Origin of the sequence: Lysinibacillus sp. RC79, assembly GCF_041262405.1 — a bacterium.
Taxonomy (GTDB): domain Bacteria; phylum Bacillota; class Bacilli; order Bacillales_A; family Planococcaceae; genus Lysinibacillus.
Window position 1 is genome coordinate 15,889 of the sequence record NZ_JBGCCD010000041.1, and the last position, 14,640, is coordinate 30,528.

The 14,640-nt window shown below is 36.6% G+C and carries 14 protein-coding genes; 10 read left to right on the forward strand and 4 right to left on the reverse strand.

The annotated features are described in order from the left end of the window. Positions 1–234 precede the first annotated feature (234 nt). The 7 genes from ABH968_RS24915 to ABH968_RS24945 all read left to right on the forward strand — a co-directional run bounded on the left by ABH968_RS24915 (position 235) and on the right by ABH968_RS24945 (position 8,255). Positions 235–939, forward strand: a complete 705-nt coding sequence (locus ABH968_RS24915; protein ID WP_370048351.1) for a response regulator transcription factor — start codon at positions 235–237, stop codon at positions 937–939. Next, the gene (locus ABH968_RS24920) at positions 939–1,922 is read left to right on the forward strand and encodes a sensor histidine kinase (protein ID WP_370048352.1); all 984 of its coding nucleotides are present in this window, start codon (positions 939–941) and stop codon (positions 1,920–1,922) included. Before ABH968_RS24915 ends, ABH968_RS24920 begins: the two co-directional genes overlap by 1 nt. Positions 1,923–1,933: 11 nt before the next feature. After that, positions 1,934–2,368 carry a hypothetical protein gene (locus ABH968_RS24925; protein ID WP_370048353.1) on the forward strand — a complete coding sequence of 145 codons (435 nt, stop codon included), beginning with the start codon at positions 1,934–1,936 and terminating at the stop codon, positions 2,366–2,368. 12 nt (positions 2,369–2,380) lie between these two features. Beyond that, positions 2,381–3,157, forward strand: a complete 777-nt coding sequence (locus tag ABH968_RS24930; RefSeq protein ID WP_370048355.1) for an ABC transporter ATP-binding protein — start codon at positions 2,381–2,383, stop codon at positions 3,155–3,157. After that, positions 3,129–5,063 (forward strand): FtsX-like permease family protein, encoded by a 1,935-nt coding sequence (locus ABH968_RS24935; protein ID WP_370048356.1) that lies wholly within the window; start codon positions 3,129–3,131, stop codon positions 5,061–5,063. The genes ABH968_RS24930 and ABH968_RS24935 overlap by 29 nt, the downstream gene beginning before the upstream one ends. A gap of 142 nt (positions 5,064–5,205) precedes the next feature. Beyond that, on the forward strand, positions 5,206–6,753 hold the full coding sequence (locus ABH968_RS24940; protein WP_370048358.1) for a fatty acid--CoA ligase family protein: 1,548 nt from the start codon (positions 5,206–5,208) through the stop codon (positions 6,751–6,753). Between the two features lie 854 nt (positions 6,754–7,607). After that, entirely contained in the window at positions 7,608–8,255 is a 648-nt protein-coding gene (locus ABH968_RS24945) for a VTT domain-containing protein (RefSeq protein ID WP_370048404.1), read from the forward strand. A gap of 60 nt (positions 8,256–8,315) precedes the next feature. On the opposite strand, the gene ABH968_RS24950 is transcribed toward ABH968_RS24945, so the two are convergent. From ABH968_RS24950 to ABH968_RS24965, 4 genes are read right to left on the reverse strand one after another with little or no spacing between them, the layout of a single operon-like run. After that, on the reverse strand, positions 8,316–9,014 hold the full coding sequence (locus ABH968_RS24950) for a hypothetical protein (RefSeq protein ID WP_370048360.1): 699 nt from the start codon (positions 9,012–9,014) through the stop codon (positions 8,316–8,318). Next, positions 9,011–9,739, reverse strand: coding sequence for a hypothetical protein (locus tag ABH968_RS24955; RefSeq protein WP_370048362.1), 729 nt, complete (start codon positions 9,737–9,739; stop codon positions 9,011–9,013). The genes ABH968_RS24950 and ABH968_RS24955 overlap by 4 nt, the downstream gene beginning before the upstream one ends. After that, a complete protein-coding gene (locus ABH968_RS24960; RefSeq protein WP_370048364.1) occupies positions 9,723–10,616 on the reverse strand; it encodes an ATP-binding cassette domain-containing protein in 894 nt (297 codons plus the stop codon). The genes ABH968_RS24955 and ABH968_RS24960 overlap by 17 nt, the downstream gene beginning before the upstream one ends. Further along, complete coding sequence (locus tag ABH968_RS24965; RefSeq protein WP_370048365.1) at positions 10,613–10,987, reverse strand: GntR family transcriptional regulator; 375 nt, start codon at positions 10,985–10,987, stop codon at positions 10,613–10,615. Before ABH968_RS24965 ends, ABH968_RS24960 begins: the two co-directional genes overlap by 4 nt. Before the next feature lie 357 nt (positions 10,988–11,344). Here ABH968_RS24965 and ABH968_RS24970 point away from each other — a divergent pair, with 357 nt between their 5' ends. The 3 genes from ABH968_RS24970 to cccB all read left to right on the forward strand — a co-directional run bounded on the left by ABH968_RS24970 (position 11,345) and on the right by cccB (position 14,387). Continuing rightward, positions 11,345–12,574, forward strand: coding sequence for an EAL and HDOD domain-containing protein (locus ABH968_RS24970; RefSeq protein ID WP_370048367.1), 1,230 nt, complete (start codon positions 11,345–11,347; stop codon positions 12,572–12,574). 591 nt (positions 12,575–13,165) lie between these two features. Further along, entirely contained in the window at positions 13,166–14,014 is an 849-nt protein-coding gene (locus tag ABH968_RS24975) for a YitT family protein (protein WP_370048368.1), read from the forward strand. Positions 14,015–14,066: 52 nt separating this feature from the next. Beyond that, entirely contained in the window at positions 14,067–14,387 is a 321-nt protein-coding gene (cccB, locus tag ABH968_RS24980; RefSeq protein WP_370048370.1) for a cytochrome c551, read from the forward strand. Positions 14,388–14,640 lie beyond the last annotated feature (253 nt).

The window sequence follows — 14,640 nt, forward strand, 5'->3', positions numbered from 1 at the left end:
CCGCTTCGCTTCGCTGTAGGGTCTCATCTGTGACGCTGATCCCCAAGGAGTCGCCCAGTCTCCACTCCAATCAACATATAGACATCGCATATGTTTAAATGTCATCCTCTTCTTTTGGAGACCATAAAAATCTCTAGTTAACGATTCGTGTTAACTTTTGCTACAAAAGGTTCGCTGACAGTTATGTCGACGGACCTTTTTTTGATACAATATAGGATAGAAAGGAGTGTTGGTATGGAGAAGCATCGAATATTTATTGTCGAAGATGATGTGAAGATTGCGTCATTGCTCGCAGAAACGCTTAGAAAATATCAATACGAAGTTGAAACGATCAAAGAATTTGATCATCTCATTGAAGAATTTACAGCATTTAATCCACATATGGTGTTGCTTGATATAAATTTACCTTCGTACGATGGCTACTATTGGTGTCGCCAACTACGTCAACATACAACTTGTCCAATTATTTTCATTTCCGCCCGTTCTGGGGAAATGGATCAAATTTTTGCGCTAGAAAATGGGGGCGATGATTTCATTACGAAGCCATTTAATTACGAGATTGTACTGGCTAAAATCCGTAGTCACTTGCGTCGTACATATGGCGAATATTCAGTAAGACAAGAGGAACGGACAATTAAACAAGGACAGCTTGTTCTTCATTTAGAAAGAATGGAGCTTCATAAAAATGATTTAGAGATTCCACTTCAGAAAAAAGAATGTATCATTTTAGAACTGTTAATGAGAAATGCTCCTAAAGTTGTGACACGTGAGCAATTGTTAGAAGAGCTTTGGGACGATCAGGCATTTGTCGATGAGAATACGTTGAACGTCAATATGACACGAGTGCGGAAAAAGCTAGCTGATTATTATATTACGTCTTCTATAGAAACGGTACGTGGAGCGGGCTATCGCTTTATTTTAAGTGCAGGTGAGTTATAGTGGGCTGGAAATTATTTTTGCGTGATTACGCATCGTTCATTGTATTCCAGTTCTTATTAGTCGGTTTCATCATGGTCTTATATTGGTTGGACGGCTTTCGAAATGTTGATACTGCTATTTATTCTTTCTGTATTAGTTTAGTATTGTTAGCCTCGTTTTTACTTATCCGTTATTTAATGCGTCAACGTTATTTATTAAAAATATCGCAGCTTCCTAAAACTATGGAGGATGTGTTGCAAAAAAATGCTAAAACACCTGAGGCGGTGCAGGCTGAAAAATATATGCATGAACTATATCGACTATATAAGCATGAGCTTCAATCGTTATATGCAGGCCAAAAACGACATGATCAGTTTATTAATCAATGGGTGCATCAGATGAAAACACCAATTTCTGTTATTGAACTCTTATTACAGGATGAGCGTCCTCTCGATAAAAAGAATGTACAAGAGGAAATTGATCGCTTGCGGAGAGGCTTGGATATGGTGTTGGTGAATGCTCGATTAGAAAATTTTGAAGAGGATATGCAAGTAGAACAGGTTCCTTTAAAAACGATTGTGACTGCAACTGTTAATGAAAATAAACGTTTATTTATTACGAAACGTGTTTTCCCAGAAATCCATATTGAGGATGACATCATTGTAGCAAGTGATTCAAAGTGGCTTCGCTTTATTCTCGGGCAATTCGTGACGAATGCGGTTAAATATACTTTTGAAGCAAATAAAAAAATATCGATTTCTGCCATTAAAAAGGATGACTGCGTACAATTAGCCATTTGTGATGAAGGTATAGGTATTCCAACATCGGATCTTTCTCGTGTCACTAAAGCCTTTTTTACTGGTGAGAATGGGCGTAAAACTGGGGAATCCACAGGGATGGGCTTATATTTAGCGAAAGAAATCTGTGAAAAACTCGGTCACGATTTAAACATTACATCAGAGGTTGGAAAAGGAACTGTTGTTACAGTGACATTTACGAATTAGGGGGATCGGAAATGACAGAAGTACGTTTGGATGAATGGGTTTTACATGTAGAGACAGAAAAAACAGAGGCATTATACGAGTCGCATAACGATGTTTGTGATTGTTTATCCTGCAAAAATTATCGTAAGGCTAGTCTTTTACTTAATGAAGAAGTAATGCATTTTTCGAATAAGCTTGGGCTAGACTTACATAAACCAACTTTACTTAACGCTTTTCCTGTAGAAGGTGAACAGGTGATGTACAGTGGGCATTATACGATTTGTGGAGAAATAATTGAAGGTGAAATGGATGCCTGGGATGTAATTGTTGGTTCGCATTGCTTTAGTCTGGTAGAGGAGGATGGCAATAAGTCAGCTGAATCATTAACAGAGCCACATTTTCAAATTGGCTTTGAGGTAGTACTGCAATGGCTTTTACCAGAATCCATGGAATTAATCAAGAAATAAGGTGAACAAGGTATGCCTATTTTACAAATAAAAGACGTGACGAAGGTGTATGAGGGCAAAGTAACTCATCGTGCGTTAAATCAACTAAGCTTTGACGTAGAGGAAGGTGAGTTTTTAGCTGTCATGGGTCCATCAGGGAGTGGAAAAACAACATTATTGAATATTATTTCTACGATTGATGAACCAACGAGTGGAGAAATCATATTAGATGGCATGAATCCTCATACGCTGAAAGCAACTGAGCTAGCCTACTTTAGAAGAAGACAGCTTGGTTTTATTTTTCAGGATTTTAATCTTTTGCATATGCTGACAGTGGAAGAGAATATTGTGCTACCACTTACATTAGATCAACAGCCATTAGAAGTAATGGAGGAGCGTCTTGCAAGCATTGTGGAAAAACTCGATTTAACCTCATTCTTGCATAAACGCCCAAATGAAATATCAGGTGGACAAGCACAAAGAACAGCCATTGGACGGGCACTTATTCATAATCCAAGTCTCATTTTAGCAGATGAGCCAACAGGAAATTTAGATTCGAATTCTTCGCGTGATGTACTTGAACTTTTAACAAAAATCAATCAGGAAAAACGAACAACGATCGTCATGGTAACACATGATCCAATTGCGGCTAGCTACTGCGATCGCGTGTTATTTATTAAAGATGGTGAATTTTTCAATGAAATTTACAAAGATGACCGTCGTCAAATGTTTTTCCAGAGAATATTAAATGTTTTGAGCTTACTAGGAGGAGGACAAGTAGGTGACCTTTCGACAATTCGCTTACCGTAATGTCGTACGGAACAGCCGTATATACGGTGCCTTTTTCATGGCAAGCTTTTTTTCTGTGGCAGTGTTTTTTATCTATTCAATGCTCATGTTTCATCCGGATATTGAACAAGGGATTTTAGGAGAAGCATCGTTAATTGGGATGGTTGGTGCTGAAATCGTACTCGTCCTTTTTACCTTATTCTTTTTATATTATTCGATGAGTGCTTTTTTAGAGGCTAGATCACATGAGTTTGCAATCTTATTACATTTAGGAATGGAAAAACGCCAGATGAATAGGCTTGTCTTTTTGGAGACAATGATTATTGGATCGGGCTCTATTTTTGTTGGGATTATATTTGGTTTCTCATTCTCGAAATTCTTTTTCATGATTGTTCGAGAAATTTTACATTTAGATGATTTACCTTTATATGTTTCATGGCAGCCATTCTTACTAACGATTGGTGTCTTTACAAGTGCTTTTGTAGTCATTTCCTTTATTAGTGTGTATTTTACACGTGAAAGAAAATTGCGTGATCTTCTAAAGGGAAATGACTATTTAAATAGTACTGCAACGTATTCTAAAATTCGTGCTGTATTTGGTATTGCCCTTGTTTTATCAACATACTTACTAGCATTTATCGTATCGAAAACATCTTTGATTGGTTTAACATTATTAATCCCGTTTTTAGCGACATTCGGAACATATTATTTGTTCAGTGATTCCTTACCTTGCTTTTTAGATAAAGCGCGGGGCAAACGGAAATTTCATTGGCAACGCTATCGCCTTCTTTCGTTAGCTGAGCAAACGCATATTATGATGGACAATGTGAAAATGTTTTTTGTAGTAACGATGGTGTCAACAATGGCCTTTTTATCGGTCGGTGTTTTAGCAACAATGTCATCATATACAATACAATATGATCGTTTAAATCCATTAGGGCTTGTCTATAAGGGAGATTTCGACAATCCATATGAGCGAAATCATATCGCCTCTTTACGGATTCAATTAGAGGAGAAGGGTCTGTCCTATCATTTATCGCGCTTTGTTGTCATCAAGCAAACATCTTCATATACTCACAATGAGGTTGAAGTTTTTAGGGAATCAGATATGAATGTATTGCTTTCTTCCTATAGTTACCCATTACTTGATTTGGCATCAGGAGAGGCAGTGTTTATACCATACTCGGAAGATTCTCTAAAAAAACTAAAAAATAAAGTTGTGCATACTGTATTAGAAGAAAACTCTATCCCGATAACAATTGATAGCGTATATCCTAAAATAGTATTCCCAGGGTCTATTGTTAGTGTGAACTCTATAGTGATCAGCGATGAGGATTTTGTAAAGCTTAGAAAGCCGATTGCCGATAAAAACGTTGTGCAGCCAACCTATCATTTATTTACCTTCTATATCCCTCAGTGGATAGAGACGAAAGATATCGGCAAGGACATAGAAGAGTTAAAAGCATCTCAATATTTTTATAAGAAGAATAAATTTAGCCCATTTTACTTTGAAAATGCAGGATTAAATTATTCTTATATATTAGCTACTTACTCATTATTCACATTAGTAGGGGTTTTAGTAGCAACGGTATTTTTATTAGCAGCAGGTAGCTTCGTTTACTTTAAACTGCATACTTCTCTTGAAAGAGAAAAGCGTAAATTCGATATCTTGAAGCGAATGGGCTTAACAGATACAGAGCTCAAAAAGCTTGTGAATCGTCATTTATTCCCACAATTTTTCTTGCCATGGGGTGTTGCAATGATGCATAGCGCCTTTGCTTTTCTTATGGTTCAAGGTATCTTGAAGGATATTGCTAATATTTCTATTGTCAAAGAAGTTGTCTTTGCTTTTGGTTTTTTTGTTTTAATACAAGTAGTCTATTTTTATTTGATTCGTTGGCGATACATCTCGCATATTCGTTCGTAATAAAGTTGTACGAGAGAGAAAAAAATGAATTATTTGACGTAATTTACGACATGAAATAAAAAGTTTCGTTGTCTTTTAGATATATTTCTTATATAATATTACTGAATAATGATTCATTTTATACGATAAGGGGATGGTGTAATTGAATTTAGTTTCAAGTGTTCGTCAACAAGCATTAGAGCAACCGGATAAAATTGCGTATCATTTTATGGGGAAAGATACGACTTACGGTGAGTTTGAACACACAGTTGGTCGCTTTGCAAAGGGGTTAGAAGATTTAGGGGTAGAAAAAGGGGACCATGTGGCGTTTTTACTCGGCAATACACCACATTATTTAATTGCGTTATATGCAACAATGCGTTTAGGGGCAACGGCAATTCCGATTAATCCAATCTATACACCGGATGAAATTTCGTATATTTTGCATAATGGTGATGTAAAAGCTGTTATTGCACTTGATGCACTTCTACCATTAGTAGAAATGGGTGTACATGCTTTTCCAAAAGTAAAAACGTTTGTTGTTTGTGAAACAACAGCAGATGTTGCTGAAAAAGTAACGACTTTATCCGAAGAGGCAAAGGCAAAAATACATTTATTTTCACAAGTAATTGCTAGTGCATCGGACTCTTGCCAACCAGTAGAAGTAGCTGACGATGATAATGCAATTATTTTATATACTTCAGGAACGACAGGTACTCCAAAGGGTGCAATGCTGACTCATAAAAATATCTATTCAAATGCACGAGATGTAGCACATTATTTAGGCTATAAAGCAGATGATCGTATTATTGCTACGTTACCAGTTTTCCATGTATTTGCGTTAACTGTCGTAGCCAATGCGCCTTTATTGAGTGGAGCAACGGTTTTACTTGTACCACGTTTTAGTCCAACTGAAATCTTTAAATTAACGAAGGAACAAAAGGCAACAGTCTTCGCGGGTGTGCCAACTATGTATAACTTCTTGTATCAATTACCTGAAAGCAACCCTGAAGATTTCTCAACAATACGTTTAGCGATTTCAGGTGGCGCGTCTTTACCTGTAGCACTATTACATAATTTCGAGAAGAAATTTAATGTGCGTGTTTCAGAGGGCTTTGGCTTATCAGAAGCATCACCAGTAACGTGCTTTAACCCATTGGATCGTGAGCGTAAGGCAGGTTCTATTGGGACATCCATTTCCAATGTTGAAAATAAGGTGGTGGATGTTCATGGTCAAGAAGTGCCGGTTGGCGAAGTAGGGGAGCTAATTGTACGAGGGCCTAACGTTATGAAGGGCTATTATAAGTTACCTGAAGAAACAGCGATGGCTATACGTGATGGCTGGTTATACACAGGGGACTTAGCAAAAGTGGACGAAGAAGGGTACTTTTACATCGTTGACCGTAAAAAAGATATGATTATTGTAGGCGGATTTAACGTCTATCCAAGAGAGGTTGAAGAAGTACTCTTTGCTCATAATAATATCGTTGAAGCGGCAGTTGTAGGTTACCCAGACCCTAACTTAGGTGAGGCAGTTCATGCATATGTTGTTTTAAAAGATACAGATGCAACTTCAACAGAAGATCTTCTCGCATACTGTGCAAAGCATATGGTGAAATACAAGGTTCCTAAAGTAATTGAGATTATCGATGAATTACCGAAAAATACGACAGGAAAAATTTTGCGTCGTACATTAAAAGAAAAAGTATAAGAAACAGAGCTACTATTGAAAAATAGTAGCTTTTTTTATCCCGCATAAATGAACAGTCAGATTCACATTTCAAGATTTAAGAGAAGCAATGAATATTAGTTGGAGATCCACTGCCAGTAAAAGCTCGGTTGGTTCGAGGCAACAACTGTTTTCTATGCGGAAGCGAAGCGACAGGGTGTTAGACCAAACGTTTTCATAGAATGTGAGATTTTTGCTTGTGTTCCTTTAGTGAGGGACGATGAACACCTACTGATTGAATTTTCACTTTAGGTCAATATTACAGTTCATCACCAAGTGGATGACTTTTGTTAAAACGTCTACTATGTAAATAAGTTGATTGGAGTGGAGACTGGGCGACTCCTTGGGGATTAGCAATAGAGGAACGAAGGCTAAAACCATCACATCCTGTGATAACGCCTTCGTGACCAACATCGTGTTGGCCTAAGCGGCTCATCGGACGCCCCCAGGAAGCTCTGCTCTGCGCGAAAGCGAAGCGTCAGCGGCAAATGTTTTATCTGCGCGAAAGCGAAGCGTCAGCGGCAAATGTTTTATCTGTGCGAAAGCGAAGCGGCAGCAACAAAGCGCCCAGTCGGAACGGAAATCAACCACACGTTTTGGTGATGATCCAATATTACAGCAATGTAAAAAAGCATGACCACTTGTTTAAATAAGTTGAGTGTGTATGTCTGTAAGTGATAAAATCAAACTTGTGAAATCTACATACTTTTTAAAGGCTTGTCATATAGTGAGGGAGAAGTAACACTATAGACAGTAAACAAGAATGGAACCCTTTGGTGTCTAGCTACGTCAAAGCCTTTAGAAAATTTAATTGAAAGAGAGCATACGAAAAAATGATAGAACTCATCAAGGAGTTAATTAGTTTTATTATGCATATTGACGTGCATTTAGAGGAGATCATTCATAAATTTGGTAATTTGAGTTATTTCGTTCTATTTGCAATTGTTTTTGTTGAAACAGGTGTTGTGATTTTCCCATTCCTGCCAGGTGATTCATTGCTTTTTGCAAGTGGTACATTAGCAGCAGCAATGGGCGCATTTAATATGTGGATATTAATTCCTGTGTTTTTAGCGGCTGCAATTTTAGGGGATACGATGAACTATCATATTGGTCATAAAGTAGGAACATCCATTCCACCAAAGAGCTTCCTTGGTAGAGTCGTTAAAAAAGAGCGTATGGAAGCAGCTGAAAAGTTCTTTAATAAACACGGTGGAAAAACGATTGTCATCGCGCGTTTTATGCCTTTCATCCGTACATTCATACCATTTGTTGCAGGGGCTAGTAAAATGAAGTATGGCTACTTCATTATGTATAATGTTGTAGGTGCAGTGTTATGGGTACTCAGCTGTACATTACTAGGTTATTTCTTTGGTAATATTCCTATTATTAAAAATAACTTCTCAACGGTTCTTATATTAATTATCTTGATTTCAGTTATACCAGCTGTTATTGGTGCTATTAAATCAAAAACAAGTAGAAAATAAAAAAGGGACAGTCTAAATGTGATAAAAAATCACTTTGGACTGCCCTTGTTTTTTTGCTATCTAAAAAAGACCTTGGGAATCTTCCAGAACTGTACTTCGTGGAATGTCGATAACTATGACATTTGAATAGGAATAGTGCATTGCATATGATTCACGTTCTATTTCACGATTCATATCTAAAATACCTAATGTTGCTTTTATACGAAAATAATTTACTTGTTGTCTAGAAAGAGATTCAATAAATAGCTGATTTTGTGCCACGTATACGTTAGGTAACGGTACTTCTTCTGAAAGATCAATACCTTCTATAATGACAGGAAATTGATAATAGGTAACAAGAGCTTTTCCAGATTCAATATTGTCATTATAGCGCACTTGAATATTAACGCTTGAACCACTGTCACCTTCATTTATAACAACAGGTAATGTATCTCCTTCATATTTTAACTCCCATGTTTTCTTTTTGTATTCCTCTGTTAAATAAGAAGAATCGTTTTCTTGATCGTACTTTTGTATTTGATCTAATTTTTTCTCAACTTGTTTAATTTCAGAAGGAGAAAGTATTTGTATTTTTGATTCTGAAAAAAAACTAATATAAATGAAGGCAGTAAATCCAAGTACGATATAGCTAGTAATGCCAATTATAATACGCTTAGGAGTCCAAATATTTTTAGCTTTTTTCCCTAATTTACTTAGTAGTATATAAATGGCAATTACAAGTAGTAATGTAGTAAAAAAGAAAAGTGTAGTCGCCATCATTTGCGAGTCACCTCCGATTTATCAGCAATCCAAATAGTGAGACTAAAGCATAGTGTAGCCACAAGCAAATTAATAACACTAATCATAAGATTGGGTAACATTATGAATGGCCTAAGATTTATAGACTCTGGTGACATTAAAAATAATATAAAGCCAAGCAGCATAAAAGTAGATACAAATATTTTTATCCCTACTAGCCCCTTAAAGCTGGTGCCTAATAGTAAGCCAATTGCGCCAAATAAACAGAGGCTACTGAAACATAATAGTAATATTGATGGTGAAATAAATAGGTTTTCTATTACAAATGATTTCTTTTCCACTAGTAAAATCCCGAATACTTGTAAATAGTAAGTAGAAATCATAATGATGACCGCAATAAAACTGTAAATATTCATGACAAATATATTCGCAATGGCGCTAGATGTTCGACTAGAAATAATGGATAAATCATCAATACGATACGCTTTTGTTGAAAAGAGAATTGCTACAATAAATGCCCAAATTGATGTAACAATAAGAAAGGTATCGAGTGAGTAAATAGAGAACTGAACATCTAAATTTCCTCCTCCATGACCAGAAGACCCACTCCCTGAGCTAGATGTTAAAATTCCAAAAATGATTTGTACAATAACTAAGGAACTAAGGGCAGAAATATATAATTTTGCTTTCCATTTCACCTGTTTTATTACAATTGTTTTCAGTGAAATATTAGTCAAAGATTGCATCAATATCACTTCCTTTTTTACTTGTTAAATACTTGCACACTTCACTTGCGGTAAGGGATGATACCGTGATGCCTTTTGCTCGAAGTATTTCTTCTGAGACGAATAGTTTACTAGCATCTATTATTGCTGAGGTCATCCCTGCCATAATCTTTTGAGCGTATACTTCTGTCTCAGAGAGCAGATCTGCAAGTACATCACTTGGTCCGCTAAGTGATATGAGCTGTTCCTTAAATTCATCTAATGGCGCGTGGGCAATGACAGAGCCTTCATCTATCAATAATATTTCTTCTAAAATAGATTCCATCTCTTGCAAATGGTGACTAGTAATTAAAAATGTTCGTGGAAAGGCTAGGTATTCTTTTAAAATCGCCCTGTAAAAATCTGTACGAATCACTTCGTCCATGCCATTCATCGGTTCGTCTAAAATCGTTAGTGCACAGCGGCTTACTAATCCGTAAACAAGATTAAAGGTTGCTAATTGACCTTTAGATAGTTGCTGATGCTTTGCTGTCAGATCTATACCTGCATAACCGAGCATGCGATAAGCTAACTCATTTTGCCAATTAGGATAAAAATCGGCCCCCATCTTTAGAATATCTTCGAGCGACAAGTAATCCGAGAAGCTTAATCGATCATCGATAAAAATCATATTGGCAGCAGTTTGAATATTATTAAAGGGATTTTCATTAAACACTTTGCATGACCCAGTTGTAGGCTTTATATAGCCTGCAAAAATATTAAGTAATGTCGACTTACCAGCACCATTGCGACCAATAATACCGATAATTTTCTCTGCATCAATAGCGCAGGTTACGCGCTGTAGTGCATTACGACGTCCAAAACTTTTAGATAACTCCTCACATTGAATAATATTCATTCCAATCCCTCCTGTGTTTTTCGAATAAGCACTAGCAATTCTTCATCAGATACAAGTAAACGTTTTGCTTCTAATACGATTTCTTGTGCCATTTTCGTCAATATTTCGTTTCGACGTTTCATTAAAATTCGTTCTTTTGCATCCGTAGCGACAAACATACCTAACCCCCGTTTTTTATATAAAAGTTGCTCTTCAAGTAAAATTGTCAGCCCTTTACCAGCTGTAGCAGGATTTATATTGAATAATTCAGCTAGTTGGTATTGTGAATAGACCTTCTCGTCAGCCTGTAATCGATCAGCAATGATTTCGTGCTGTAGCCATTCAGCAATTTGAATATAAATCGGTGTTGTACCATCTAGATGAACGTGCATCGAAAAACCCCCTTTCATTCCTACGTAACATAGTGCATTAGTGTTGTAATGTACTATAAAATTTAAATTGGTAAATGTCAATAGGAAATGAATTTTTTGACAAAAGATTCAGTGAAAAAGAAATAAATGATAGATGAGTAATTTGGAGTTTTAGATAATTCATCACCGAAGGTTGGGATTAAAGAGCATAAGTCAGTGGAGTGAGGTGGGGTGACTCCTTAGGGATGGCGTCACAAAAGCGATGTTAATTAATGTTAGAGGAGACATTTAGACAGTTACTTGAATGATAAGCAGAGAGTAATGAAAGATGCTATAATATTATTTACTAGATAATGGAGAAATGAGGGAGGCGACGAAATGGAAGTATTTATCGGCAGACAGCCTATTTTTAACCTTCATGAACAAGTCGTTGCGTATGAATTATTATATCGTAGCAAAAACGTGAATGCTTTTCCGATGGTCGATTCAGATGCTGCAACAATCGATGTACTAGTAAACTCATTTCTTTCGATTGGCATTGAAGAGGTAACAAAAGGAAAACCTAGTTTTGTTAATTTTACAGAAAACTTACTGAAGAGTCCCTTAAATGAATATTTAAATCCATCGCAAGTTGTTATTGAGATTTTAGAAGATGTCCCTATTACACCTCGGTTAGTCGAGAGAGTCATTGAGCTGAAATCATATGGGTTTAAAATTGCATTAGATGATTTTATTTTGGATGATGAGGTACAAGTATATGATGAGCTATTTACTTATATCGATTTTATAAAAGTTGACTTTTTATTGTCACCATTACTTGAGCGAATGGAAATTGAAAATAAAGTGAAAGAAAATTTCCCTCACATAAAATTACTAGCTGAGAAGGTCGAGACACGAAATCATTTTGAAGTGGCAAAGCATTCTGGCTATGAATTATTTCAAGGCTATTTTTTTGAACAACCTCAAATCATTACAGCAACTGATATACCTGCTAATACTATTCAATATTTATATATTATTACGCTATTAAAAGAAGAGGAACCGAATATACAGTTACTAGCTGATAATATTGAGCGTGATATTTCATTAACGTATAAATTATTGCAAATGATTAATAATTCAGAGATGCGTTCTAAATCCAAGGTTCGTTCGATAAAACAAGCTATTATATTACTCGGTGTTTCAAATTTACGAAAGTGGATTTATTTATTGGCGATGCGAGAAATGGATATGAATGCTGATAATGATCTTTTTAAAGAAGTCATGCGTACATCACTATTTAGAGCAAAAGTATGTGAGAAATTAGCCAAACTTTCCTATAAGAAAAACTTCTCTGAATATTTTTTAGTTGGGATGTTTTCATTGATAGACACTTTGTTGCAAAGACCCCTGACTGATATTTTACAGCAGCTACCTTTTTCAGAAGACATAACAGAAACAATTTTAGGTAATCAAACTGAAATGACACCTTATTTGGATTTCAGTATTGCGTTAGGCAAGTTAGATTGGTCTACTTTAGAAGAATTAGCTCCTCAGCTTAATATGGATTTCACAAATATTGATCTTATATACAATGAAGCAATGGAGTGGGCAGAAAAGTCTTTATAATAACAAGAGCCAATCATAGCGTGGGGTTGATTTCCGTTCCGACTGGGCGCTTTGTAGCTGCCGCTTTGCTTTCGCTACAGAAAACATTTGTTGCTGACGCTTCGCTTTCGCACAGAGCAAAGCTTCCTGGGGGCGTCCGATGAGCCGCTTCGTTGCTGCCGCTACGTTAGCACTACGCTTTCGCACGGAAAACATCCGCTTCGCTGCAGGGTCTCGGGCCAACACGATGTTGGTCACGAAGGCATTATCACAGGATGTGATGGTTTTAGCCTTCGTTCCTCTATTGCTGATCCCCAAGGAGTCGCCCAGTCTCCACTCCAATCAACTAAGCCACATGACATACGTTTTAATAAAATGTCGTCTGCAACTTCCAGTGATGAACTAGAGAATAAGAAATAAGCTATCTAAAATTTGCTCTTTAAGGTAGCTTATTTTTTTGTGTTTTCAAATTAATTGTCATAAGTGTAATACATAATGCAAATTATAAAAATACATGTTTCCTTCATCAAGACGAAGTTCTCAATGCGAAAACTATTTGCTATAATCATCTCGTCTTTAAAAAATTCTGATAGTTGAAGTGGGCGTGGGGAAATGAGTCAAATTCATGATGTAAGGGAAAGCATTGTGGAATATGTGTACGTCATAGTTGGAGCGGCAATCATTGCCATTGGCTTTAATGTATTTTTACTGCCAAATCAAGTAGCTTCTGGCGGAGTAAGCGGGATTAGTACAATTTTACACGGTTTATTTGGTTGGAATCCTGGTTTTGTACAATATGCATTTAATATTCCACTATTTATAGCTGGTGTATTATTTCTTGGAAAAAAGTTTGGGATAAAATCGTTTGTTGGAACAGTGACATTACCGTTTATTGTATTACTAACGAACAGTTGGGGGCCTTGGACAGATAATCCTTTACTCGGTGCGCTTTTTGGGGGAATTGTTGTCGGTTTAGGAATAGGACTTGTCTTTAAGGGGAATGCTTCTACTGGTGGCACTGATTTACTGGCGCAAATTATTACAAAATATACCGGAATATCGCTTGGCACAAGTGTACTTTTAATTGATGGGATTATCGCAATTAGTGCAGCAATTGTTTTTGACTTGGAGAAAGGTTTGTATGCCCTAATTGGACTTTATGTCACTACAAAAACGATTGATATTATTCAGCTCGGCTTTAGTCAGTCTAAAATGGTTTACATTATTACGATGAAACAAGATGAAGTACGTGATGCCATTTATGCCGAGATCGATCGAGGCGTGACAAAGTTGTCTGCTATAGGTGGCTATACAGGGGAAGCAAGACCAGTACTGATGGTTGTTGTTTACCAAACAGAGTTCACAAAGCTGAAACAACTCATTAAAAACGTTGACCCATCAGCGTTTGTGATCGTTTCTAATGCTTATGAGGTGTTAGGGGAAGGTTTCAAACGTGCATAATTTTGGTATAATGTCGGGGAAAGATAATTATTTACTTTGAGGAGGGGCCCTAATGAAAAAGGCAATGTTAACATTAGCGATTGGTTCAGCAATCTTCTTAGCTGCTTGTGGCGGAGGTAAAACAACTTCAACTGAAGGTACAAAAACTGCTGCTCCAGATGGTGAAACAATTGCTATGAAATCTTGTATCACTTGCCATGGTGGCGAGCTACAAGGCCAAGGAAATGCACCAAAAATTAGCGATGAAGGCTCTCGTTTAACAGAAAAAGAAATTTTAAATGTTATTGAAAATGGTAAAGGTTCAATGCCTGCTGGTGTTGTTAAAGGTGCAGATGCAGAAGCAGTTGCAAAATGGTTAGCTACTCAAAAATAAAACGATAATGAAACTAGCGGGCTGGAGAACCGCTAGTTTTTTATATTTTATAGAATTATTTTAGTCATGCTGACAGAGTGTAAATATATTTCTTTTATACTTAGACATGCTAAAATAAGGTGGAACTGCAATCAGTAAGCTGATTGTTAGTTAAACCAATCGGGCGTTTACAGACAGTTAATTTCAATGATAAGTGGAGAATTACTGATGTTAACGCGATAAAATATATTCAATTCCTTTGAATGGGGGCTAC

Coding starts and splice junctions, on each gene's coding strand:
- ABH968_RS24915 (WP_370048351.1), top strand. CDS start 235: ATGGAGAAGCATCGAATATTTATTGTCGAAGATGATGTGAAGATTGCG.
- ABH968_RS24925 (WP_370048353.1), top strand. CDS start 1,934: ATGACAGAAGTACGTTTGGATGAATGGGTTTTACATGTAGAGACAGAA.
- ABH968_RS24930 (WP_370048355.1), top strand. CDS start 2,381: ATGCCTATTTTACAAATAAAAGACGTGACGAAGGTGTATGAGGGCAAA.
- ABH968_RS24950 (WP_370048360.1), bottom strand. CDS start 9,014: ATGATGGCGACTACACTTTTCTTTTTTACTACATTACTACTTGTAATT.
- ABH968_RS24955 (WP_370048362.1), bottom strand. CDS start 9,739: ATGCAATCTTTGACTAATATTTCACTGAAAACAATTGTAATAAAACAG.
- ABH968_RS24960 (WP_370048364.1), bottom strand. CDS start 10,616: ATGAATATTATTCAATGTGAGGAGTTATCTAAAAGTTTTGGACGTCGT.
- ABH968_RS24965 (WP_370048365.1), bottom strand. CDS start 10,987: ATGCACGTTCATCTAGATGGTACAACACCGATTTATATTCAAATTGCT.
- ABH968_RS24970 (WP_370048367.1), top strand. CDS start 11,345: ATGGAAGTATTTATCGGCAGACAGCCTATTTTTAACCTTCATGAACAA.
- ABH968_RS24975 (WP_370048368.1), top strand. CDS start 13,166: ATGAGTCAAATTCATGATGTAAGGGAAAGCATTGTGGAATATGTGTAC.
- cccB (WP_370048370.1), top strand. CDS start 14,067: ATGAAAAAGGCAATGTTAACATTAGCGATTGGTTCAGCAATCTTCTTA.